Source organism: Acinetobacter sp. (assembly GCF_049284435.1).
Taxonomy (GTDB): Bacteria; Pseudomonadota; Gammaproteobacteria; order Pseudomonadales; family Moraxellaceae; genus Acinetobacter.
In genome coordinates, this window is record NZ_JBAPXX010000080.1 from 1 (window position 1) to 24,301 (window position 24,301).

General features: G+C 42.8%; 22 protein-coding genes and 1 tRNA gene. 11 read left to right on the forward strand and 12 right to left on the reverse strand.

The window, feature by feature from the left end; translation table 11 throughout:
- Window positions 1-162: 162 nt before the first annotated feature.
- Window positions 163-561 (reverse strand): RidA family protein, encoded by a 399-nt coding sequence (locus WAK81_RS07325; protein ID WP_422196300.1) that lies wholly within the window; start codon window positions 559-561, stop codon window positions 163-165.
- Between the two features lie 108 nt (window positions 562-669).
- On the opposite strand from WAK81_RS07325, the gene WAK81_RS07330 reads away from it, so the two are divergent.
- On the forward strand, window positions 670-1,275 hold the full coding sequence (locus WAK81_RS07330; protein WP_422196301.1) for a TetR/AcrR family transcriptional regulator: 606 nt from the start codon (window positions 670-672) through the stop codon (window positions 1,273-1,275).
- Window positions 1,276-1,336: 61 nt separating this feature from the next.
- Here WAK81_RS07330 and greA read toward each other — a convergent pair whose 3' ends face one another.
- From greA to carA, 3 genes are all read right to left on the reverse strand, one after another.
- On the reverse strand, window positions 1,337-1,813 hold the full coding sequence (gene greA / locus WAK81_RS07335; protein ID WP_004645764.1) for a transcription elongation factor GreA: 477 nt from the start codon (window positions 1,811-1,813) through the stop codon (window positions 1,337-1,339).
- 91 nt (window positions 1,814-1,904) lie between these two features.
- On the reverse strand, window positions 1,905-5,135 hold the full coding sequence (carB, locus tag WAK81_RS07340; protein WP_422196302.1) for a carbamoyl-phosphate synthase large subunit: 3,231 nt from the start codon (window positions 5,133-5,135) through the stop codon (window positions 1,905-1,907).
- Window positions 5,136-5,148: 13 nt separating this feature from the next.
- Entirely contained in the window at window positions 5,149-6,288 is a 1,140-nt protein-coding gene (gene carA, locus WAK81_RS07345) for a glutamine-hydrolyzing carbamoyl-phosphate synthase small subunit (RefSeq protein WP_253159784.1), read from the reverse strand.
- Between the two features lie 308 nt (window positions 6,289-6,596).
- Between carA and WAK81_RS07350 the strand changes: the two genes are divergently transcribed.
- The gene (locus WAK81_RS07350; RefSeq protein WP_422196303.1) at window positions 6,597-7,085 is read left to right on the forward strand and encodes a hypothetical protein; all 489 of its coding nucleotides are present in this window, start codon (window positions 6,597-6,599) and stop codon (window positions 7,083-7,085) included.
- A 102-nt stretch (window positions 7,086-7,187) separates the two neighbouring features.
- Window positions 7,188-7,409 (forward strand): hypothetical protein, encoded by a 222-nt coding sequence (locus WAK81_RS07355; RefSeq protein ID WP_422196304.1) that lies wholly within the window; start codon window positions 7,188-7,190, stop codon window positions 7,407-7,409.
- Window positions 7,410-7,556: 147 nt separating this feature from the next.
- Here WAK81_RS07355 and WAK81_RS07360 read toward each other — a convergent pair whose 3' ends face one another.
- Complete coding sequence (locus tag WAK81_RS07360; RefSeq protein ID WP_422196305.1) at window positions 7,557-8,096, reverse strand: DOMON-like domain-containing protein; 540 nt, start codon at window positions 8,094-8,096, stop codon at window positions 7,557-7,559.
- Window positions 8,097-8,107: 11 nt separating this feature from the next.
- Window positions 8,108-8,431, reverse strand: a complete 324-nt coding sequence (gene yhbY, locus WAK81_RS07365) for a ribosome assembly RNA-binding protein YhbY (RefSeq protein ID WP_004645757.1) — start codon at window positions 8,429-8,431, stop codon at window positions 8,108-8,110.
- Between the two features lie 195 nt (window positions 8,432-8,626).
- Here yhbY and rlmE point away from each other — a divergent pair, with 195 nt between their 5' ends.
- The 5 genes from rlmE (at window position 8,627) to WAK81_RS07390 (ending at window position 13,373) form a co-directional block, all read left to right on the forward strand.
- Window positions 8,627-9,277, forward strand: a complete 651-nt coding sequence (gene rlmE / locus WAK81_RS07370) for a 23S rRNA (uridine(2552)-2'-O)-methyltransferase RlmE (protein ID WP_004645756.1) — start codon at window positions 8,627-8,629, stop codon at window positions 9,275-9,277.
- Between the two features lie 132 nt (window positions 9,278-9,409).
- Window positions 9,410-11,299: an ATP-dependent zinc metalloprotease FtsH gene (ftsH, locus tag WAK81_RS07375; RefSeq protein ID WP_004280565.1), complete on the forward strand. Its 1,890-nt coding sequence runs from the start codon at window positions 9,410-9,412 to the stop codon at window positions 11,297-11,299.
- A 106-nt stretch (window positions 11,300-11,405) separates the two neighbouring features.
- Window positions 11,406-12,020, forward strand: coding sequence for a GNAT family N-acetyltransferase (locus tag WAK81_RS07380; protein WP_422196306.1), 615 nt, complete (start codon window positions 11,406-11,408; stop codon window positions 12,018-12,020).
- A 78-nt stretch (window positions 12,021-12,098) separates the two neighbouring features.
- Complete coding sequence (gene folP, locus WAK81_RS07385) at window positions 12,099-12,950, forward strand: dihydropteroate synthase (protein ID WP_422196307.1); 852 nt, start codon at window positions 12,099-12,101, stop codon at window positions 12,948-12,950.
- A 108-nt stretch (window positions 12,951-13,058) separates the two neighbouring features.
- Entirely contained in the window at window positions 13,059-13,373 is a 315-nt protein-coding gene (locus WAK81_RS07390) for a DUF5713 family protein (RefSeq protein WP_422196308.1), read from the forward strand.
- Window positions 13,374-13,403: 30 nt separating this feature from the next.
- Here WAK81_RS07390 and WAK81_RS07395 read toward each other — a convergent pair whose 3' ends face one another.
- From WAK81_RS07395 to WAK81_RS07405, 3 genes are all read right to left on the reverse strand, one after another.
- Window positions 13,404-14,090, reverse strand: coding sequence for a hypothetical protein (locus WAK81_RS07395; protein WP_422196309.1), 687 nt, complete (start codon window positions 14,088-14,090; stop codon window positions 13,404-13,406).
- Window positions 14,091-14,181: 91 nt separating this feature from the next.
- Window positions 14,182-14,267: transfer RNA gene (locus tag WAK81_RS07400), tRNA-Leu, on the reverse strand.
- A gap of 170 nt (window positions 14,268-14,437) precedes the next feature.
- On the reverse strand, window positions 14,438-15,166 hold the full coding sequence (locus WAK81_RS07405; RefSeq protein WP_422196343.1) for a hypothetical protein: 729 nt from the start codon (window positions 15,164-15,166) through the stop codon (window positions 14,438-14,440).
- Window positions 15,167-15,340: 174 nt separating this feature from the next.
- On the opposite strand from WAK81_RS07405, the gene WAK81_RS07410 reads away from it, so the two are divergent.
- Window positions 15,341-15,847, forward strand: a complete 507-nt coding sequence (locus tag WAK81_RS07410; protein ID WP_422196310.1) for a hypothetical protein — start codon at window positions 15,341-15,343, stop codon at window positions 15,845-15,847.
- Between the two features lie 42 nt (window positions 15,848-15,889).
- On the opposite strand, the gene WAK81_RS07415 is transcribed toward WAK81_RS07410, so the two are convergent.
- From WAK81_RS07415 to WAK81_RS07425, 3 genes are all read right to left on the reverse strand, one after another.
- A complete protein-coding gene (locus WAK81_RS07415) occupies window positions 15,890-16,168 on the reverse strand; it encodes a hypothetical protein (RefSeq protein ID WP_180086290.1) in 279 nt (92 codons plus the stop codon).
- A gap of 61 nt (window positions 16,169-16,229) precedes the next feature.
- Complete coding sequence (locus WAK81_RS07420) at window positions 16,230-17,552, reverse strand: hemolysin family protein (protein ID WP_005265856.1); 1,323 nt, start codon at window positions 17,550-17,552, stop codon at window positions 16,230-16,232.
- 127 nt (window positions 17,553-17,679) lie between these two features.
- Complete coding sequence (locus WAK81_RS07425; RefSeq protein ID WP_422196311.1) at window positions 17,680-18,669, reverse strand: LysR family transcriptional regulator; 990 nt, start codon at window positions 18,667-18,669, stop codon at window positions 17,680-17,682.
- Window positions 18,670-19,331: 662 nt separating this feature from the next.
- Between WAK81_RS07425 and WAK81_RS07430 the strand changes: the two genes are divergently transcribed.
- Together WAK81_RS07430 and WAK81_RS07435 are read left to right on the forward strand one after the other, a co-directional pair.
- Window positions 19,332-20,933: an isocitrate lyase gene (locus WAK81_RS07430; protein ID WP_004280550.1), complete on the forward strand. Its 1,602-nt coding sequence runs from the start codon at window positions 19,332-19,334 to the stop codon at window positions 20,931-20,933.
- A 257-nt stretch (window positions 20,934-21,190) separates the two neighbouring features.
- On the forward strand, window positions 21,191-24,286 hold the full coding sequence (locus WAK81_RS07435) for a multidrug efflux RND transporter permease subunit (protein ID WP_422196312.1): 3,096 nt from the start codon (window positions 21,191-21,193) through the stop codon (window positions 24,284-24,286).
- Window positions 24,287-24,301: the final 15 nt, after the last annotated feature.

A 24,301-nucleotide genomic window follows, 5' to 3' on the forward strand; every position in this document is an offset into this window, starting at 1 on the left:
ACTCAAATTCACACCAATGATTTACAGGGGAATTAATTAACTTTTCGGCCATAAGGGAGATACAAAAACCAAGGAATGAGAAATTATACCTAATCGGTGGCTAAACTTGCTGAATAATATCTAAAGACAATCCAGCGAGTACGGATAAAGCAAATGATTAGGCTATAGCAGATTCGGTGGGAAACGCGCAATGACTTTAATTTCAAAATCAAAACCAGCCAGCCAGGTCACACCAACAGCCGTCCAGTTTGGGTAAGGCTTTTGATTAAACACTTGCTGCTTAACTTTCATGATACTTTCAAACTGTACTTCTGGGTCAGTGTGAAAAGTGGTGACATCGACAATATCATCGAAGCTACAACCAGCTGCTGCCAATGTCGCAGCTAAATTTTCAAAAGCCCGTTCTACCTGTTTCTCAAAATCTGGTTCAGGAGAGCCATCTTCACGGCTACCAACCTGACCAGAGACAAAAAGTAAGTCTTCCGATTTGATTGCAGCAGAATAACCATGCTGTTCATACAGGGCATGGCGGTCTTGGGGAAATATCGCAGTTCTAGTCATGTCTATTCTCATTCAATATCTAATTTATAAGTGAGTGAAAGCAGTCTAACTTTCACATACGTATCGTATGTCAATTAAAATTTTTGCAATGCTGAGGTAAAGTAATCGATGTCTGTTCGTGAACAAAAAATGGCGGAAACCCGCAAAAAGCTGATTGAAGTTGCACGGCGTACATTTGCTGAATATGGCTATGCAGATACCTCAATGGATAAGCTCACCGCAGAAGCGGGGCTGACCCGTGGTGCGCTGTATCATCATTTTGGTGATAAAAAGGGCTTATTTGCTGCAGTGGTCGATCAGATTGATTCAGAGATGGCTTCATCTGCCCAGCAACATCTGGAACAGCCTGATGATCTTTGGGAAGGATTGATGCTTGAAGGACGCACTTATATCGAACATGCATTAAATGCTGAGTTTCAACGGATTGTGTTGCGTGATGGTCCGGCTGTGCTGGGTGATCCTGCACATTGGCCAAGCCAGAACAGATGTTTGCAGTCCACGCGTGAATGTGTTGAACAATTATTGGTAGCAGACCGAATTAAAGCAGTTGATCCGGCAGCTGCTGCGGTATTTTTAAATGGTGCTGCAATGAATGCAGCACTCTGGGTGGCTTCTAGCGAACATCCTGAGCAGGTACTCCCTGAAGCCTTACATACATTTAATTTATTTGCATCGGGGTTTTTAAAAAAAAGCACAGAGCTAATCCGTGTGTAGGAAGCGGATAAAGGTAAAAAACCCCTCAATCGAGGGGCTTTAAATTAAATAGCTTTAAATTTTAAAGATATTCAACTTTTACAATTTCGTATTCAACTTCACCGTTTGGTGTATTGATTTTGACATCGTCGCCTTCGTTTTTACCCAAAAGACCACGTGCAATCGGAGAGTTCACAGAGATCTTGTTAATCTTAAAGTCTGCTTCGTCATCGCCTACAATTTTATAGGTTTTCTGCTCTTCAGTATCTAGGTTTTCAATCGTGACAGTCACACCAAAAACTACACGACCATTCTGTTCAAGTTCTTTTACATCGATCACCTGAGCTGCACCCAGTTTGCCTTCGATGTCCTGAATACGACCTTCACAGAAGCCTTGCTGTTCACGTGCTGCATGGTATTCTGCATTTTCTTTTAAGTCACCATGTTCACGCGCTTCTGCAATTGAAGCTGTAATACGTGGACGATCAACTGTTTTCAGTTGGTGTAATTCTTTCTCTAAGGCAATTTTGCCTTCAGGTGTCATAGGATAACGTTGCATGTTGTCCCTCAAAAGTCAGTTGAAAGATATAAAATCTATAAATAAAAAAAAGCCCGCCACCAAGAAGGTAGCGGGACTTCTTGGAAGCGAATTAACCTTTAGTTAGGTCTTGCAAACGATATACATCCATTGGCAATTTAATTGCTAAAGCTTGGCATACTGCATCCGCACCATTCAATGTAGTTGTGTTATACACTTTACCTTGAAGTGCTGAACGACGGATCGAGAATGAGTCTTCTTGTGCCTTTTTGCCTTCAGTCGTATTAATCACAAGGTGGATTTCGCCGTTTTTAATGCGATCCACAATGTTAGGACGACCTTCAGTCACTTTATTGACACGTTCACATTCAAGACCAGCATCGCTAATCACTTTAAATGTACCATCAGTTGCAAGAATCTTGAAGCCTAGGTCAATCAATTGTTTTGCGATACCAGCCGCACGTGGTTTATCTGAGTCACGTACAGAGATAAATGCGTGTTTCACTTCGCCTTCAGTTGGAAGACCTGGTAAACGCTCGTTTGCACCTAAAACAGCTTTATAGAACGCTTCACCAAATGTTTTACCAACGCCCATCACTTCGCCAGTCGATTTCATCTCAGGGCCAAGGATCGGGTCAACACCAGGGAATTTGTTGAATGGGAACACGGCTTCTTTGACAGAGAAGTGTTCAGGAATAATCTCAGTTGTGAAGCCTTGCGACTCAAGAGATTGACCAGCCATACAACGTGCAGCAACTTTCGCTAAAGATTCGCCGATACACTTAGAAACGAATGGCACGGTACGAGACGCACGTGGGTTCACTTCCAGGATGTAAACGTCTTCACCTTTAACCGCAAACTGAACGTTCATCAAACCGATTACGCCAAGCTCTTTTGCCATAGCCACGGTTTGACGACGCATTTCGTCCTGGATCTCTTTAGATAGAGAGTAAGGAGGAATTGAACATGCCGAGTCACCTGAGTGAATACCCGCTTGTTCGATGTGCTGCATGATCCCGCCAATCACCACGTCTTTACCGTCAGATACGCAGTCTACGTCAACTTCGATCGCGTCATCCAGGAAGCGGTCAAGAAGGACAGGCGCTTCGTTTGATGCTTGAACCGCATCACGTAAGTAGCGTTTAAGTTCTTCGTCGTTGTATACGATTTCCATCGCACGACCACCAAGCACGTAAGAAGGACGTACCACAAGTGGGTAGCCAACTTTAGACGCTTCAGCCATACCTTCTTCAGCAGATTTTACAATGCTGTTGTTTGGTTGGCGAAGTTGCAGACGTTGAATCATTTGCTGGAAACGTTCACGGTCTTCTGCACGGTCAATTGCGTCAGGTGATGTACCGATAATTGGTGCACCCGCTTCTTCTAAAGCACGCGCCAATTTAAGTGGAGTTTGACCACCGTACTGTACGATAATGCCTTTAGGCTTCTCGATACGTACGATTTCAAGCACGTCTTCAAGCGTGATCGGTTCGAAGTACAAACGATCTGAAGTGTCGTAATCCGTTGAAACTGTTTCAGGATTACAGTTGACCATGATGGTTTCATACCCGTCTTCACGCATTGCAAGGGCAGCGTGTACACAGCAGTAATCGAATTCGATACCTTGACCAATACGGTTAGGGCCACCGCCGATCACCATGATCTTGTCTTTCGCAGACGGATTTGCTTCACATTCTTCATCGTAAGTTGAATACATGTAGGCTGTATCAGATTCGAATTCTGCAGCACATGTATCGACACGTTTGTAAACTGGAGTTACGCCCAGGTTCCAACGGTGTTTACGGAATTGTTTTTGTGAAATGCCCATCAAGTCCGCAATGCGAAGATCTGATAAACCTTTACGTTTGAATGCACGGATGTTGTCCGCGTTCAAATCACCAAAACCTAAAGTTTTGATTTGGTTTTCAGTTTTGATGATGTCTTCGATTTGAATCAAGAACCAGCGGTCAATGTTGGTTGCAGCGAATACTTCGTCTAAAGTAAAGCCGTGACGGAATGCATCGCCCACGTACCAAATACGCTCTGGACCTGGCACTTTAAGTTCTTGCAAGATTTTGTCGCGCGCGCCTTCAGCACCCACTTCAATTTTTTCGTCAAAACCAGAAGCGCCCACTTCAAGACCACGAAGGGCTTTTTGTACAGATTCCTGGAAGTTACGACCAATCGCCATTACTTCACCGACAGATTTCATCTGAGTGGTTAAAGTCGCATCCGCTTGTGGGAATTTCTCGAAGTTAAAACGAGGAATCTTGGTAACAACGTAGTCGATTGCAGGTTCGAACGATGCAGGAGTTGTACCGCCAGTGATGTCGTTTTTCAACTCATCAAGGGTGTAACCCACTGCCAGTTTCGCCGCAATTTTCGCAATCGGGAAACCAGTTGCTTTAGAAGCAAGTGCAGATGAACGTGATACACGTGGGTTCATCTCGATCACCACCATACGGCCAGTATTTGGACAAATACCGAACTGTACGTTAGAACCACCTGTTTCTACGCCAATTTCACGGAGAACCGCTAAAGAAGCGTTACGTAGTAACTGGAATTCCTTATCCGTCAATGTTTGCGCAGGGGCAACAGTGATTGAGTCACCAGTATGTACGCCCATTGGGTCAAAGTTTTCAATCGTACATACAATGATACAGTTGTCGTTTTTGTCACGAACAACTTCCATCTCATATTCTTTCCAGCCAATTAAAGATTCATCGATCAATAATTGTTTGGTTGGAGAAAGATCGAAACCGCGTTCACAAATTTCGATGAATTCTTCTTTGTTGTAAGCGATACCGCCACCAGAACCACCCATGGTGAATGATGGACGGATAATCACAGGGAAGCCGAAACGTGCTTGAATTTCTAACGCTTGTTCCATTGACTCAGCAATGTCAGCTTTTGGACATTCAAGACCAATTTTACGCATTGCCTGGTCGAACAGTTTGCGGTCTTCAGCTTTTTCAATCGCTTCTTTAGTCGCACCGATCAATTCAACATTGTATTTTGCTAAAATGCCGTGCTCATCGAGGGCAAGGGCGCAGTTCAATGCAGTTTGACCACCCATAGTCGGAAGAACAGCGTCTGGGCGTTCTTTCTCAATAATCGCTGCAACAGTTTGCCAAGTAATTGGCTCAATGTAAGTTGCATCCGCCATGGTTGGGTCGGTCATGATGGTCGCTGGGTTTGAGTTGACCAAAATAACGCGGTAGCCTTCTTCACGAAGGGCTTTACATGCTTGAGCACCTGAGTAGTCAAACTCACATGCTTGACCGATGACAATCGGACCAGCACCAATAATCAAGATGCTTTTAATATCAGTACGTTTAGCCATGATGCTTCCTTAATTACTTCTTAGATGCTTCGATAAGTTCGATGAAATGATCGAACAATGGTGCGCAGTCATGTGGACCTGGGCTGGCTTCAGGGTGACCCTGGAAGCTGAACGCAGGTTTGTCTGTACGATGAATACCTTGGTTGGTGCCATCAAACAGTGAGCGATGCGTTACACGCAACACATCAGGCAGATTGCTTTCATCGACTGCGAAGCCATGGTTTTGAGAAGTAATCATCACTGTGCCATTATCTAGATTTTGTACAGGATGGTTAGCACCGTGGTGGCCGTGAGGCATTTTTAAGGTTTTAGCACCACTTGCAAGCGCAAGGATCTGGTGACCCAGGCAGATACCAAATACTGGAATTTCAGTGGTTTCTACAATTGTTTTTACAGCTTCAATTGCGTAGTCACATGCAGCCGGATCGCCAGGGCCGTTCGAAAGGAACACGCCATCTGGATTCAGTGCAAGTACGTCAGCAGCAGGAGTTTGCGCCGGCACAACAGTCAGTTTACAACCGCGGTCTGCGAGCATACGTAAGATGTTGGTTTTGACACCGTAATCGTATGCAACAACATGGAATTTAGCTTCTGGCTGAGAGAAACCCTTGCCTAATGTCCAAGAGCCTTCAGTCCATTCAAAACCTTCAGGGTCGCAACATTCTTTTGCCAGGTCTAAACCGTTTAAACCACTAAATGCACGTGCTTTTTCAAGCGCTTCAGCTTCAGTGATATTTTCGCCAGCAAGGATACAGCCATTTTGCGCACCTTTGTCACGTAGGATACGTGTCAGTTTACGCGTGTCGATATCCGCAATTGCCACAACATTGTGTTGTACCAAATATTCAGCTAATGATTGGGTTGAACGGAAGTTACTGTGCAGTAAAGGCAGGTCACGAATGATCAATCCGTTAGCCCAAACCTTATGAATACGACCTGATTCAGCGTCTTCTTCATTGCAGCCTGTGTTACCGATATGTGGGTAAGTCAGTGTCACAAGTTGCTGTGCATAACTCGGGTCAGTCAAAATTTCTTGATAGCCAGTCATGGCAGTGTTGAAAACGACTTCACCAGTCGTACTACCCGATGCGCCAATCGAAGTACCTTTAAAGATAGTTCCGTCGGCAAGGGCTAAAATTGCTGGGGTGCTCAAACCAAAGCTCCTGAAATTTAGGCTGTAAAAAAGCGAGAAGACGAAAAAAAAGGAAGGCTATTTTTTAAACCTACCCTCCTATGTCTGCTCGCTTGAACTTAACACGGCATTATACGCAGAATGCCCCCTAAAGTCCAACGGCTTTGCAGCGAAAGTATGAGATAAATGGCTTGCTTTTTGTATGGAAGTCTGTTTTGTAAGCAATGTGAAAAAATGTAAGCAATTAATAATTGTCAGACAAATCAAATCTTAATTTTTATCATATCTGCTAATATAGCTTAGTCGATATAACAATAGGAACAAGACAAATGGCTACAGCACCTAAATCTACTACATCTAAAAAAATCACTCCGAGCGTGGTGACTGAAACTGCCGAGAAGCTTGAAAAAGTAGCAGTCGAGGCTAAAGATCAGGCAATTGAAACCATCGAGGAAAGTAAGGAAAAGCTTGAAGTTGAAGCCAAGCAGTTAAGCGATACTGTGCAGGAACAATTGCGTCAATTTAAGCAGGAGGTGTTACAGCGTATTGATACTTTGAAAGAGCAGATTTTCGGTTCACAGAAAGAATTAACCGAATTGAAAAGCTTTATCAAGACAGAATTCAACGCGGTCATCGAAGACTTATCTAATCTGGGTAAAGAACTGAAAGAAGATGTCAGTCAGATTTCGACTAAACATAAGGAACATCTGACCGATACTTTTAAACGTTCTAAAGACAGTACTATTGAAGTACTGAAAAAAGTCAAACCCGTGGTGAAAACGGAGAGCTCAGACAAAAGTCCTGAGCTGAAAAGTTAGGCTGCGCTGAAAGGCCGCTATTTAAAAAGGAGAACAATCAAATGTTCTCCTTTGTCTTTATGCAGCAAAACGGACTCACAATAACAATTAAAGGGGGTCACGATGCAACAGCATTTCGTAGGTGTACTTATTTTACTGATATTGATCATGCTACTGAATCTGGAAAGCGGATTGGGGCGCATACTTTATCTGGGTCTAATCGTATTATGTCTGGGAGTACTGGGACTGGTGTTTGGAACCATTCTTCTGATGATCATTACTTTTGCTTTTATTCTTTATGCTGCTGTTAAATCTATTCAGGAACAGCATCATCTGCATCATTAAAATATGAACGTTGAAAACGATAAAAATCTAAAATAATTATACAGAGGATCAATCATTGTTTAGCGATAAACAAAAACGTGAGACTTTAAGTCTCACGTTTTATTCGCCTGTTACACTTTAAATAGCTGATGCACAGCGTCAATCTATTTAAAACACATGCAACCAGTCACGTTTATTATGAAAATCTGCCTGAGGACTACTATGCTGCATGGCATAGTGTTGATCACCTTGTGAGGTTTTTAAAACAGCAGATAAACCCAGGAACAAGTTTTCCCATTTCAGTTTATGTGTTGCCATAAAATCAGTCAGATCCACACTGACATTAAGACCATAATGCGTACGTTTGAGCTGATTCAGCTCAATATCATCCGCAGCTTGCGGTGGCATATCTTCAGGATAACGGTATTCTTCAAATTGATAAGCCTGCCAGGCCTGAGAAGGGGAAAGATTAATCTCACGATAAAAATCTTCGCCCTGAACCCCAATAAAAATTTCAAAGCAGGTCTGTTCCCATAGGAAATCCTGACGGGGATGTGCCGTCACCATGTTGGGCCACAAGATGTACTGATTGGGATCACGGATCCAGAAGCCCACATTTAAATTGCATGGGCCTTGCTGTTCGATGGCGGCAACCAGAGAGATGGCCTGAAAACGGCGATCAAATGCGCTAAGTTCGTAACTTGCCATAAGTCCTGTACTTAGTTAGACAAATGAGCGAAACGGACAAGGTTGGACAATTTTTGGTTTTGTTTCGCAGCTTTCTTGTAAAGCAGCGCAATTTTACCAATAGTTTGTACCACTTCAGCACCAGTCGCTTCTGAAATTTCAACAATCAGCGCTGCACGCGCTTCGCGATCTTCAGCTACGATTTTCACTTTAATCAGTTCGTGATCGTTTAAAGCACGCGCCAATTCTTCGATGACATTTTCAGTCAGGCCTTTATCACCTAGCATAACGACCGGGTTTAAAGCATGTCCGATTTGACGTAAACGCTTACGTTCCTGAATAGATAAAGACGCCATGAGAGATAACCTGAATTTTAAAACGGCTTAGTATAGCAAAAGCAAAAAACAAACGCTTTAAATTCTCAGGAAATAATCATTTCCAATATCTCCTCATAACGAGCAAAACTCCTCGATTTAGATACACATGTATACTGCAAAATATGTCTTTTTCACGTACAATTAATAATTAGACGTTTTTTTATTTAGAGAGTTATGGCTACACGCATTACCAACCAAAAGTTATCTAAAAGTAGTCGTGATTGGATGAGAGAGCATTTAGACGATCCTTATGTGAAAAAGGCACAAAAGGACGGCTATCGTGCGCGTGCAGCATATAAGCTCTTAGAGATGCAAGAAAAGTACAAAATCATCAAACCTGGCATGACCGTGGTCGACTTGGGTGCAGCCCCCGGCAGTTGGTCACAAATCGCAGGTAAGTTGGTCGGCGACAAAGGTTTATTGATTGCATCTGACATTTTGCCAATGGATGCATTACCTGATGTGACTTTCTTGCAAGGCGACTTTCGCGAAGAAGAAGTCTTCCAGCAATTGTTAGAAATTTTAGATGGTCGTACTGTAGACGTTGTAATTTCAGATATGGCCCCCAATACATCAGGTAATAAGGCTGTAGATCAACCGCGTCAAATTTACTTGTGTGAACTTGCACTGGATTTTGCCAATAAGGTGCTAGGCCCTAAAGGTCAATTTGTGGTAAAAGTTTTCCAAGGCTCAGGTTTTGACGAATTCCGTAAGCAAGTGGTTGATAGTTTTGATGTTCTGAAAACATCTAAACCTTTGGCATCACGTGCTCGTTCCAAGGAAGTTTTCCTGATCGGGCAGGGACGTAAGAAGGCTTTAAAATAAGTCTACTTGCCAAGTCGTTAAAAATTGTGCATTTTGTACGTTTTCAGATAATTGTAAGTTGATTTGCAGCTTAAGTATTAAGGTCACCCTGAACAGGGCATGATCAAATTAGATTGGAATGGGAATAAAGCTTTGAGCGATCTTTTTAAGAATGCCGTATTGTGGCTCGTGATACTGGGTGTGCTGGTGTTAATCTTCAGCAACGTCAGTGACCGCAATCAACCGACTACAATGAACTACTCAGAGTTTGTTGCCGCGGTCAATGCTGGCCAAATTAAACAAGTTGTGATTGACGGCGAAAGAATCCGTGGCGAAAAATCAAACGGTTCAGAGTTTGAAAGTATCCGTCCGGCAGTTCAGGATCCTGAACTGATGCCAAGCCTGATTAAAAATAATGTTGTGGTCGAAGGTGAAGCACCACAACGTCAAGGCTTGCTCATGCAGTTGCTTATTGCAAGTTTCCCTGTACTTTTAATCATTTTGTTATTCATGTTCTTTATGCGCAACATGGGTGGCGGTGCAGGTGGTAAAAACGGCCCAATGAGTTTTGGTAAGTCTAAAGCCAAAATGCTGTCTGAAGACCAGATTAAAGTCACTTTCACCGATGTTGCCGGTTGTGACGAAGCCAAGCAAGAAGTCGTTGAAATCGTAGATTTCCTTAAAGATCCAACCAAATTTAAACGTCTGGGTGCAAGTATTCCACGCGGTGTGTTAATGGTGGGTCCTCCAGGTACAGGTAAGACCTTACTTGCTAAAGCCATTGCCGGTGAAGCGAAAGTTCCATTCTTTAGTATTTCAGGTTCTGACTTCGTTGAAATGTTTGTCGGTGTCGGTGCATCCCGTGTGCGTGACATGTTCGAACAGGCGAAACGTCATGCACCATGTATCATCTTTATTGATGAGATTGATGCAGTGGGTCGTCACCGTGGTTCAGGTACTGGTGGTGGTCACGATGAACGTGAGCAGACACTGAACCAGATGCTGGTCGAAATGGACGGCTTTGAAGGCAATGAAGGCATTATCGTGATTGCTGCAACCAACCGTGCAGATGTACTGGATAAAGCACTTCTTCGTCCAGGCCGTTTTGACCGTCAAGTTGTGGTTGGCTTGCCAGACATCAAGGGTCGTGAACAAATCCTGAATGTGCATTTGAAAAAATTGCCTTCAGTGACAGGTGTGGATGTTAAGGTTCTTGCACGTGGTACACCGGGCTTCTCGGGTGCGCAATTGGCAAACTTGGTAAATGAAGCTGCTTTATTTGCCGCACGCCGTAACAAAAATACCGTCGATATGCATGACTTTGAAGATGCAAAAGACAAGCTGTATATGGGTCCTGAGCGTAAATCGATGGTACTGCGTGATGAAGAGCGTCGTGCGACGGCTTATCATGAAGCAGGTCATGCGATTGTTGCTGAAAGCTTGCCAGGTACAGATCCTGTGCATAAGGTGACAATCATGCCACGTGGTTGGGCTTTAGGTGTTACTTGGCAGCTGCCTGAATTTGACCAGACTAGCCATTACAAAGACAAAATGTTGAATGAACTTTCGATTTTGTTTGGTGGCCGTATTGCTGAAGAAGTCTTCATTAACCAGATGTCGACTGGCGCTTCAAATGACTTCGAGCGTGCAACTAAAATGGCACGTGCGATGGTGACCAAATATGGTATGTCTGACAAACTCGGTGTTATGGTCTATGAAGAAGATGCACAGCAATCTTTCATGGGCAGTATTGGTAGTCGCAGTATTTCGGAAACCACACAACTAGAAGTTGATCGTGAAATTCGTCGAATTCTGGATGAGCAATATAAAATCGCACGCGATATCTTGGAAAGCAAAAAAGATATTGCCCATGCGATGGTGAAAGCCTTGATGGAATGGGAAACCATTGATCGTGATCAAATTCGTGACATCATGGAAGGTCGTGAGCCTCAGCCACCAAAAGTCTATGTTGCAGATAATCCTGTGATTGATGTAACCCCAGATGATGGTCCGTTGACTCCTCCGCCATTGCCAGCGAACTAAGCTCAATAAAAAAACCACCTTCGGGTGGTTTTTTTATGCTTGTCATTTTTGTCATATCTTTTTGAGTGTTATATTGAGCTATTAAAAATGAATAAGAAAAACAAAAATGAATATGCTTGTTCTGGAATCCAGTGTTTACCAGCTTCGTCTTGAACCGTTGAGCTGGGAACATTTTTCTGATTTAGCCATCGCATGCGCTGAAGAAAATTTAGGTGAGGTTTTATATAACTCGGTGCCTTATCTGCATAACTTAAAAAAATATTTTTCTCAAGCCTTTGAACAGCAAGCTCAAGGTGAAAGGATGGCTTTTGCCGTCATCGATTTAAACTCCAGCCAAGCAATTGGTACAAGCAGTTATTATGATATTAAAGCGGAAATTCCACGTTTTGAAATTGGTTATACTTGGTATGCCAAGCGCTATCACAGAACCTATGTAAATCGCGTCTGTAAATATCTTTTGTTAAGAGATGCTTTTGAAAGTTTAAATGCTCAGGTCGTCGGCTTTCGGACTGATCACTTGAATCTTTCCAGCCAGAAAGCGATTGAGGCATTAGGTGCCAAACAGGATGGCATTATCAGGTGTCATATGCTGCGTAAAGATGGACATACTATTCGAGATAGCTACATCTATAGTATTTTAGAAAGTGAATGGGCAGATGTGAAAGCATTATTACAATCTAAACTGATGCAATATTCCCGAAACAATTACTTCGAAACCTAGGTCCTAGTCTTATTCAGCTTTGCTTTATTCGGCGATCCATAAGACAATATTGGGGTTATTGTGAATGAGTATTGAATCATGCAGCTGATGCCTTTGTTACCACATGTATGGACATTTGGTGATTTAAAATTGGACTTATCCCAGCCGCATGTAATGGGGATTCTCAATGTCACCCCAGACTCTTTTAGTGATGGTGGTCGGCATAATCAAAAAGAAGATGCAGTCGCACGTGCGCTTGAAATGATTGCTGAAGGCGCGACCGTAATTGATATTGGCGGTGAATCGACCCGTCCAGGTGCAGCAGCAGTAGAAGTGGAAGAAGAAATTCGCCGGGTAGTGCCTGTCGTTGAAGCTTTATCCAAACATAATGTCATTCTCTCGATTGATACTTCGCAGCCGGAAGTGATTCGTGCTGCGGTAGAGGCGGGAGCACATATCTGGAATGATGTTCGTGCATTAACAAAGCCAAATGCTTTAAAGACCGCAGCAGAGCTTAATATTCCGGTCATCATCATGCATATGCGCGGTGAACCGACCACCATGAACAATCTGGATCAATATGAAGATGTCACTGCTGATGTGATTCGCGAGTTATCTCAACGTGTTCAGGATGCCTTGGATGTGGGGGTGAAAGCAGAAAATATCATGATTGATCCAGGTTTTGGTTTCGCGAAAAATGCACAGCAAAATCTGAAGTTGCTTAACGAATTTTATAAACTCACTGAAATGGGGTATCCGATTTTGTCTGCCTTATCACGTAAACGTTTTATCGGAGCAGTTCTAAATGGGGCAGAACCGCAAGAGCGTGCAGTGGGTTCGGCAACAGCGCATTTATTGAGTATTCAGCAGGGCGCATGTATGGTGCGAGCGCACGATGTTAAAGCCACAGCCGATGCGATTAAAGTCTGGCAGGCTATGCAAACGGCTTAGAACTTCGGGGTTGAAAATTAGCATCTTGGCAATGTTGTTTGGCTTTTGAGCAACAATATGCTATATAGGCACGCTTAGATTAGATAGTCATCCTTTAGAGTGCCTGTAATGTTTGCAGATTTACTTCTCCCCATGTTCGATGATGAGTATTATCCCGATATTCTGGTTGCTGAAATCAAGCAGCACATCGAACGTTTTGCCCAAAAAGTTGCTAAATCAGGTTTGTCAGATCAAGAAATTTATCAGCTTGCCAATCTGACTGTGGCTGATGTCAATGTCATGAAACCTCAGTTTGAAGATCTGGATTCATCGCTGGATGATACTGCCGCGGATTATATTGCCGAAGCCATGATGATGGTGGTGCAAGAGCACGGCATGTTCGAAATTGAAATGGAAGAGCTGATTACCAACCGTGAATGGTGATTTATGAAAACCCTGCAGCCGCAGGGTTTTTTATTGTCTGTTGAAATAATCTTTATAGCTATTAAAGCGAATCGAGCCTAATAATAGTTGCTCTTCATTCATGCATTGCTGATAGAGATTCTTGTAATAAGCCTGCAGATTCGACTGACCTTGAATCTGTTGCGGTGTTTTTGATCTGGACTGTTGATAAGCCCAAAAAGCCAGTTGTCGGAGTTTCTGCAACCTGATTTGGTCAATCGCACTACAGGAACTTTTAAATAAAGGTTCCAAGGTCACAGCGCCAAAAGAGGAAAGCGCTAAAATGATCATACTGATGATGACCAGGACATCCGAATGAATCATATAAAGATTGAGCAATAAGCATAAAAAAATTGGAATTTGCAGATAGAGACAGTTTTGCAAACGTTGACTATAGGCTTTGGAGCTGAATTGCGCCTGATATTGTGCATGCCAGATATAGGGATATAGTAGTGCCATCAGCACAATTAAAGTAACATTAAAGGCAATCGTGGCATTCTTGAAAAAATAATATTCCAGAAATACTGAGCTGATACTACAGGCTACACAGATCAGAAGGGAGAGTAAATTAATCGCGATAACAAACTGGATATTTTGCAGGGCATTAAATTTGAAGCGGCTATAACGCAGCTTAAGGAAAAAAGCGTCTGGATGACGTAATTGTAATGTAGCGAGATCGAAGTGTTTTAATTCTGACATGGGGATTTCGCGCTAAAAGAATAAAATTCAGGCACAAAAAAACCAGCCTAATGCTGGATTTTTTATTGCACCATTTTAATAAAAATTAAAATGGTGCCCGAGGCCAGACTCGAACTGGCACGCTTTGTGGGCGGGGGATTTTAAATCCCCTGTGTCTACCGATTTCACCACTCGGGCATGTGCGCAATAATAGAGGACGAAATAAAGCTTGGCAAGCAAATTTCTAAATGATTGCTTTCTTTTCAAGCAATTCCGTGGCTTCTATTCTAAAAACCAGTAGATCCCCCCATTTTTAAAGTCATTATTTGCAGACCTTTAAGATGGTCAATGAAAAAGGATAGAGAAAACTATAAGTTCTCATCCAGATAACTGTCGACGTCCAGATGCTTGATAGTTTTACAATATTGATGCTCATATTTCAGTAGCCGCGTATATAACCCGGCATAGTGATTTAATTGCTGTTTTAGTTCGGCATGCCGAGGATCATGGCTTGAATAAAAACGTAATTTTAGTCGGATCAGACAGGTTTGTTTATAAGCCCAAAAACAGATTTTACGTAATTGTTGTAGCTGATAGTGCTCAGTATTTTTACTATTTTCCTTGAATAAATTTTCCCGATAAAAGCGCACAAAACCAAAGCTCACGCCAAAGAAGAATAAGCTCCACATCAGCAAACTGCTTTGTATAAAGACCAGATTTAAGGCTTGCATCAGAATCACAATAGCCATCTTGATCGGAGTATGACGCAATAACTGATACAGCGAATAAGAAGAATGCTGAATCTGGTACAGAATCAAGGTGAGACTCAACATCAGGAACAGTAGAATGGCCAAAATGGCATAACTCTGCGCCTGAAATTCACTGATTTGCACAAAAAATTGCTGTACCAGATCTCGTAACATCAAACTGATAGGAACAAAAATCATGGCGGCCAAGGCCCAAGGAATTAATAGCTTGGCTTTATCCCAGATTCCACGAATTTTTATCTGACTGTAAAACAGGTAATTTCCTTTAAATGCAGTTGGATATTGGCGCTTAAGTTGCTGCAGCAACAAAGTCACTTGCGTAGTGGGCATCATCCAGAGATTAATTTAATATATAGATGAAGCACTATAGTCGATTTGGCGCAAAATCGCAGAAGAAATGCAGTTTCAGGTTGTAGCGCTGTTTTAATCATGAAGATTTTGATTTTTTAGCGTCGAATTATGCGAAAATAGCCCATTCAAGATTTATTTTTTTAAGGACAGTTTATGACTGATCAATCTCCTCAGGCGTTAAGCGACATCGAAATTTTAGACATCCTGCAAAGTATGAAAAAGGATGAGCTAAATACTGAGGCGCAAGCAGCAATTCGTCAGGGTGGCAAAGCTGGTCGTCAGGAAGCACATAAAGCAGCCTTAGTAGCATTGAATCAGTCATTTGAAGACAAATTTGTCGAAGCGGTATCTTTGGCTTTGGGTTTAAATTCGGCCCAGATCAAAAAAATCCGTTATAAAAAAGACCGTATCCGTATTTTAAAAGCGCACGGTATCGACTATATGACGATTGATGGTGCTGAAACTGCACAGGTACTGTCACAAATTGCACAAGCAATTGTGCGTGAAGATGCGATTGTCACCCATGACCTACACAATATTTTTCCATTCTGGAAAGAAGGCTGGCCAATGGTGCAATTCGATAATGCCTATAAGATTTTAGAAGATGATATCCAGATTCACTATCAAGCCGTTCTCGAGGCTTTATTAGCAAAAATCTAAGCTATAACTAGATCTAAACAAAAGCACCTTCGGGTGCTTTTTTTAATCACGATACATCAGTGCAATCAGCCAGCTGATGGGCAAAATAAATAAACGCCACCAGGTGATCAAGGGCCAATAGAAATATTCTCCAAATCTCAAGGTCGAGTCGAAACCTTGACGACGACGTTCATGCGGATAGGGAATAATGAAAACCGTTAAAACCATCAGAATGATGGCTGCCAGTAAAAGTAGGGGATTCTGTTGTTTGGCAAAAAAGAAATAAAACAAATACAGGGCTGAATAAAAAAACAGACATGCCAATAATGCAGAAATATTCATCACTCACCTTATGATTTTTTATTAGAATAATTTTTAGTATTTTTTAGAAAGAAGAACCAGATTAATCTGATTCTTCCTGAATAACTGAATTGGTTTCGATTAGGCGGGTCACCAGTAACTGGTCAATTTTAAAGTGATCGACGTCCACTACTTCAAATTTATAAGCACCAAATATCACGGCATCTGCAGGACGTGGAATCTTGCGTAATTTATACATCATGAAGCCAGCGATGGTTTCATAATTTTCATCATCAGGCATTTCATCAATTTCAAGCGCATGCTTGATGTCTTCAATCGGTGTACTGCCTTCAATCAGCCAGGAATTATTATCACGTTTAATAATTTGCTGATCGGCTTCAATTGGCGTCACCCAGTCACCCATCACGGTAATCATAATATCGGAAAGGGTAATCACCCCCACGACCAGCGCATATTCATTAATGACGACGGCAAACTTTTCCTTGGTAGAGCGGAAACGGTCCAGAACTTCCGATAAGGTCAGAGTGTCAGGAATAGTCAGGACATTACGGATGGTATTTTCGTTTAGCTGCAGCAGCGACTGGTTATTCAGAATACGTACCAGAATATCTTTGGCATCGACATAGCCAATCACACTGTCGATGTCATTACTACACACCAGAAACTTGGAATAGGGATATTCTGCAAGCTTTTGCCGAATACTTACTTCCGGTTCATTTAAGGTAAAGAACACCACATTTTCACGGGTAGTCATACTCGAAGGAACGTTGCGCTCTTCAAGCTCGAATACATTTTCAATGAAATGATGTTCCTGTTTTTGTAGTACACCGGCCTGTGCACCGGCATCCATCACTGCGGAAATATCATCAAAGGTAATATTGTCATCACGGATGGTATTGACTTTAAACAGACGGAACAGCATGTTGGCAATCGCGTTAATGAACCAGGCCAAAGGTTTGCAGACTTTAATGAAAATCTGAATAGGCTCAATGACCGAGACTGCGATCTTTTCTGGCGCAATCATGGCCAGACGCTTCGGCATTAAATCTGCAAATAAAATAAATAAAGAAGTAACGACAGTAAAAGAAAGCACAAAGCTGATATTTTCAGTCCAAGGACCCTGGTAAAAGCGGGAAACAAAATTAAAAATATAAGGACGGAAAGCGCCTTCACCTAAAATACCGCCGAGAATAGCGACTGCATTTAAACCGATTTGAGAGGCTGCGAAGAAGTCAGCAGAATTTTCTTGTAGATCTAAAACTTTTTGAGCGCGATGTTCACCCGATTCAGCCAGAATTTTGAGTTTGACTTTACGGGCACCTGCGAGGGCGATTTCTGTTAAAGATAAAAAACCGGCCCCCGCGATGAGTATTAAGATAATCACGATATTTTGTAAGAGGCTCACAAATCCACCTGTGGATGAATAGTATCTTGGGATATTTTTAACACAAAAAAAGACTTGAGGTGTAACAACGACATCTCAAGTCTTCAAAGTATAATCTTAAAAAATAAGAATTTAGAAGATTTTGAGTTTAATAATGTGAAAATTGAGAATTATTGCTCAGGAATTCACGGTTTTCTTCTTCAATCATTTGACGCGCGACATACAAAATCAGCTGACGTAACCAGCGATGTGCCGGATGATGATGCAATAAAGGACACCATGCCATTTTTAATTCAAATTCCGGAATATAAAATGGCGGATCTTTGAGAATTAAATTGTGATTCTTGGCTTGCAGTCGTGCAATGCGTGAAGGTAGTGTTGCGATCAGATCGACATTGGAGGCCAATAAGCCCGGCATTTGATAATGACGGGTAAAGACTGAAATTTTACGTTTCTGGCCAATTCGTTCCAGAGCCTGATCAATCCAGCCCAAACCGGCCTGTTTTTCAGGATTGACCCCGAAGCCGACACCCATACCGGTTTTAGACACCCAGATATGCTGTGCATCCAGATAGCTTTTTAAGTTCAGATTGGTAGCAGCAGGATGTTTGTTGTTGAGCAGGCAGGAAAAGCTGTCACGCCAGACCAGAACCTGATGAAAACTTTGCGGGATTTCATTAAAACGGTTGATTGCCAGATCGACCTTGCCTTGCTCCATGTCACGATACGACACATCACTTGGTGTTAAGAAGTCGAGAACAACATTTGGAGCTTCTGAACGTAGGGCTTTAACCAGACGTGGAACCAAGGTCGCTTCCGCATAATCCGAAGTCATGATCCGGAACACACGATTTGATGTATAAGGACGGAACTCGGTACGTGGTTCCAGAATCATCGACAAGTCAGCCAGTGCATCCCGAATACGTGGCTGTAACTCTAAAGCACGTTCGGTCGGTGTCATACCTTCAGAAGAGCGGATCAGGAGGGGATCATTAAATAAATTGCGTAATCGGCGTAAGATGTTACTCATGGCAGGCTGGGTAACGCCCAATTGTTCTGCTGCACGTGTAACATTTTTTTCGCGAAGAAGTACATCAAGATAAATTAATAGATTGAGATCGACCCGCTCCAGATTCATAAAAGAAATACCGAGAATAAATACAAGAAATTATGATGATTATGCCATAATTGCCGGGCCTTGTGTAAAGCACCGATGAAAAAAAGCCATGTGCTCACTGATAAAGTTTACAGAATTAACACAGGCTTAGGCTCTATTATTTACAGTGTACATAAGAGAAAAGATGCACGTTAAATGGACCATCATTTAGCCTTTTTTATAAATTAGAATGAAAGCCATCTTTTCGCTTTAAAAGAAAATCATAAAGGCTGTTCTTGTATTCAAAATTTGAGTGAAAAGTAAACTAAATAAAGAATTCCTTAAGTTGAATAAATCATCGAAGATCATCATTTTTTAAAAATAAAAGGGCATAAGACCCATATCCAGACTTAAGTCTAATGAATTATTTTTAAGCAACATGCGGAAATTTTATCCATTTTTATTTTTAAATAAATATATATAAAACAGTAATTTGTTTTAATTTATCAAGATTGTACTAAGACTTTGATCTACTCATTTTTTAAATAAATACTGAAGATTCTTGCAGACTATTGGATTAATTTTCATAAGCCCACTAATCTTTAGCTATCCCAACGGATCGTCGAAAATCTGAACAAGTCATTGAGGGTGTGATTTGAGCGGTTCGTTGCAGAAAAATCCTAATATTATTACAGGAATATATCATGACTACATACCAAACAGCGATTGATGCAATCCGCGAATTAAAAGCGAAATTCGGTAACACTTGGGCAGACATCAGTCCTGAAGATGCTGCGCGTATGCAACTTCAAAACCGTTTCAAAACTGGTTTAGACATTGCGAAATATACAGCGGCAATTATGCGTCGTGATATGGCTGCTTATGATGCAGACTCTAGCAAATACACTCAATCACTAGGTTGCTGGCACGGTTTCATCGCGCAACAAAAAATGATTGCGAACAAAAAATATTTCGGTACAACTGAACGTCGCTACATCTACCTTTCTGGTTGGATGGTTGCAGCTCTTCGTTCAGAATTCGGTCCACTTCCTGACCAATCAATGCACGAAAAAACTTCTGTTCCTGCATTGATCGAAGAAATCTACACTTTCTTACGTCAAGCTGACGCCAAAGAATTAAACGACTTGTTCCGTGCACTTAAAAAAGCACAAGAAGCGGGCGACACTGCTAAAGCAGCTGAAATCACTTCACAAATCGACAACTTCCAAACTCACGTTGTGCCAATTATTGCCGACATCGACGCTGGTTTCGGTAACGAAGAAGCGACTTACTTACTGGCTAAGAAAATGATCGAAGCGGGTGCTTGTGCACTTCAAATCGAAAACCAGGTTTCTGATGCGAAACAATGTGGTCACCAAGCTGGTAAAGTAACAGTTCCACACGAAGACTTCATCGCGAAAATCCACGCTCTTCGCTATGCATTCCTGGAAATGGGTCTTGATGACGGTATCATCGTTGCACGTACTGACTCTGAAGGCGCTGACTTGACTCAAAAAATCCCAGTGGTTAAAGAGCCAGGCGACATCGCTTCTCAATACATCAGCTACTTAGACACAACTGAAATCGACATTTCAGAAGCTCAAGAAGACGAAATCCTGATCAAGCGTGATGGTAAACTTCACCGTCCTAAACGTCTTGCTTCTGGTCTATACCAGTTCCGTGAAGGCACTCAAATCGACCGCGTTGTACTTGACTGTGTAACTAGCTTACAAAACGGTGCTGACCTTCTTTGGATCGAAACTGCAACGCCTAACGTTGCTGAAATCGCTCACATGGTTAACCGTGTACGTGAAACAGTTCCAAATGCGAAACTTGTTTATAACAACTCGCCTTCGTTCAACTGGACTTTAAACTTCCGTCAACAAGCGTATGACCGTTGGGTTGCTGAAGGTAAAGACGTTTCTGCTTACGACCGTGCTAAATTAATGAGCGCTGAGTACGATGCAACTGAACTGGCTGCTGAAGCTGACGAAAAAGTTCGTACATTCCAAGCTGATGCTGCTCGTGAAGCGGGTGTGTTCCATCACTTGATCACACTTCCGACTTACCACACAGCTGCGCTTTCTACTCATGAGCTTGCTCAAGGTTACTTCGGTACTGAAGGTATGTTGGCTTATGTTGCTGGCGTACAACGTAAAGAAATCCGCGGCGGTATCGCATGTGTTAAACACCAAGCAATGGCTGGTTCTGACATCGGTGATGACCACAAAGAAATCTTCGCTGGTGACAATGCATTGAAAGCTGGTGATGATTCTAAAAACACAATGAACCAGTTCAGCGCTTAATCCGCTCAATTGATTCACCAAAAAACCCTGCATCTGCAGGGTTTTTTGTTTGGAAAAATGCTATTAATAAATAGGGAAGAACAATCTCAAGAACGTGCTCAAAAGGGATTATCCATAATTTCTCCATGATTGGTTTTTATCGCAGCTTTTATGTGTTTAATTCTTGCATTCTAGTGCTATGTCACTGAATATTTGGATATAGCATGCTTATGTTCTGCATCAATTTACCCCTATTTAATTAAAAGTGACCTGGACTTATGCTGTCTAAATTTTTTATCCACCGCCCGATCTTTGCTGGGGTACTGGCGATTGTTGTCATGGCAATCGGCCTGTTCGCAGTCATGAACCTGCCAGTGGAACGTTATCCGGACATTGCCCCGCCAAGGATAACGGTGGCAGCAACTTATAGCGGCGCTTCTGCGGAAACTGTGGAAGAAAGCGTGACTCAAGTGCTGGAACAGCAAATCAAAGGCATTGACCATCTGCTGTATTTCAGTTCGAGTAGTGATTCTTCAGGACGCAGCCGGGTCAGCATCAGTTTTGAAAATGGTACCGATCCGGATACTGCACAGGTGCAGGTACAAAATGCGATTAATGGCGTTCTGAACCGCTTGCCAGAAGATGTGCAACGCCAAGGCGTCAATGTCTTTAAGTCGCTTGGCGATACGCATATGGTGATCAGCCTGTACGATGAATCCGGGCGTAGCAACAATATTGAACTTTCCGACTATCTGATGACCCATCTGGAACAGGACATTTCCCGGATTGAAGGCATTGGTGAGGTTGATGTTTTTGGTTCACAATATGCGATGCGGATCTGGCTGAATCCGGCAAAATTAAAACAATATAACCTGATGCCAAGCGATGTCCGTGCTGCAATTGAAGCCCAGAATACTCAGGTCGCTGCTGGTGCGATTGGTGATTTGCCCGCTATAGACGAGCAATACTTAAATGCCAAAGTCACCTCCGGTTCACGCCTCAAAACCGTGGAAGAATTCCAGAATATTATTGTCAAATCGGATCGTGCCGGCAGTTTTATTTATTTAAAAGATATTGCGCGGGTGGAACTGGGTGCTGAAAATTATCAATCTTATAGTACCAATAATGGTTATCCATCGGCTGGTCTGGGTATTTCACTGGCGTCAGGTGCCAATGCCATTGCCACCTCTAATCTGATTAAAGCTGAAATTGCCCGTATTTCACAGCAATTGCCCGAAGGCTATAAAATTGCCTATCCACGTGACAATACGCCTTTTGTACAAGAATCAATTAAAGAGGTGGTCAAAACCCTGATCGAAGCCGTGATCTTGGTCATCATTGTGATGTTTATTTTCTTGCAGAACTGGCGTGCCACCTTGATTCCTACCGTGACTGTTCCAGTGGTGATTTTGGGTACGATGGCGGTGCTGTATGCACTGGGTATGAGTATCAACACCTTAACCTTATTTGCGCTGGTTCTGGCGATCGGCCTGTTGGTGGATGATGCCATTGTTGTGGTGGAAAATGTCGAACGGTTGATGCATGAAAAGCAACTGTCTGCCAAGGACGCGGCCCTGGAATCCATGCAGGAAATTAGTGGGGCATTGATCGGGATTACTCTGGTTTTGACCGCAGTCTTTATTCCGATGGCTTTTTTTGGTGGATCGACTGGCGTAATCTACCGACAGTTCTCCATCACCTTGGTCGCGGCGATGTCTCTGTCCTTAATGGTGGCATTGATTCTAACCCCAGCATTGTGCGCGCTTATTCTAAAACCGAATCCTAAACCGGCAAAATGGGCGTCCTGGTTTAACCAGAAACTGGATCATTTAAAACATCGTTATCTGAATTTATCTAAACTCACGATCCAGCGTCAGGCGATCTGTTTGCTGCTGTTTGCCGGATTGATCGGTGTGTTTGCGCTGTTCTATCGTGCCTTGCCGACCAGTTTCTTGCCGAGTGAGGATCAGGGGATCTTAAGTTTGCAAATCAAATTGCAGGAAGGCGCCCCGATGAAAAATACCATTCAGATTGGAGAGGAAGTCCGTAAGTATTTTCTGGATCAGGAACAAGCCAATGTCAATCTGGTGATGATCCGTTATGGGCGAAATTTCTCTGGAACTGGTCAGAATCTGGCGACCGGTTTTGTGGCATTAAAACATTGGGATGAGCGTTCCGGTCAGGACAATACTGCACAAGCGATTCGTGAACGGGCTTTGAAGCATTTTCAAGGCAATCGCAATGCACAAATTAACGTGTCCATGCCACCTTCAGTCAATGGTTTGGGACAAACAGATGGTCTGGATTTCTGGATTCGAGACATCAATGGCAATGGCCGGCAATATCTGGAACAGCAATTTAAAGCGCTGGAAGCTCGGGCGGGCAACTATACGAGCTTTGAAAATCTGGGCAAGCGTTCTAATCCTGACAAAGCAGAGCTACGCGTCAATATTGACCAGAAACAGGCCATGGCCAATGGCCTGACCCAATCGGCAATCAACAGTACCTTATCCAGTGCCTGGGGCGGCAGTTATATCAATGACTTTATTGATCGCGGCCGGATTAAACGGGTGATCATGCAGGGTGATGCCGAGTTCCGCTCCAAACCGGAAGATCTGGCGCAGTGGCATGTACGAAATGACCAGAATCAGATGGTGCCTTTCAGCAACTTCTCGCAAGTGGGCTGGAGTGGTGGTCCTGAAGTGGTGAACCGCTTTATGGGGTATACCGCATTGCAAATGGAAGCCGATCGGGCCAAAGACAGCAGTTCCGGTCAGGCCATGCAGGATGTGGAAGCTTTGATTGCCGAGCAGGAAGGGGTGGATGTGGTCTGGAGCGGTCTTTCTTTTGAGGAAAAACAGTCCAATAATCAGGCGATCTGGCTGTATCTGATTTCAATTGGCTTTATTTTTCTGTGTCTGGCGGCTTTATATGAAAGCTGGAGCATTCCAACCGCTGTGATGTCGGCAATTCCACTGGGGATTGGCGGCAATATTATTTTCAGTTATCTGGCTGGTTTCCCGAATGATATCTATTTCCAGATTGCCTTGCTGACCACCATCGGTCTGTCCTGTAAGAATGCTATTCTGATAGTAGAATTTGCTTCATTAGCGCAGCAGCAAGGTAAATCGTTAGTAGAAGCGGCATTAGAAGGTGCATCTTTGCGACTACGTCCGATCTTGATGACCTCTCTGGCTTTTGGCGCAGGGATTTTACCGCTGGTCTTTGCTACAGGGGCAGGTGCGGTGAGTCGTCAGGAAATTGGCGTGAGTGTATTTGGTGGTGTTATTTTTGGAACATTACTGGTGCTGATTTTTATTCCATTTATGTATGTTTTGATTCGCCAACTTATCATCAAAAAATCTCGTGTTTAAAACAAGGGAAAACTG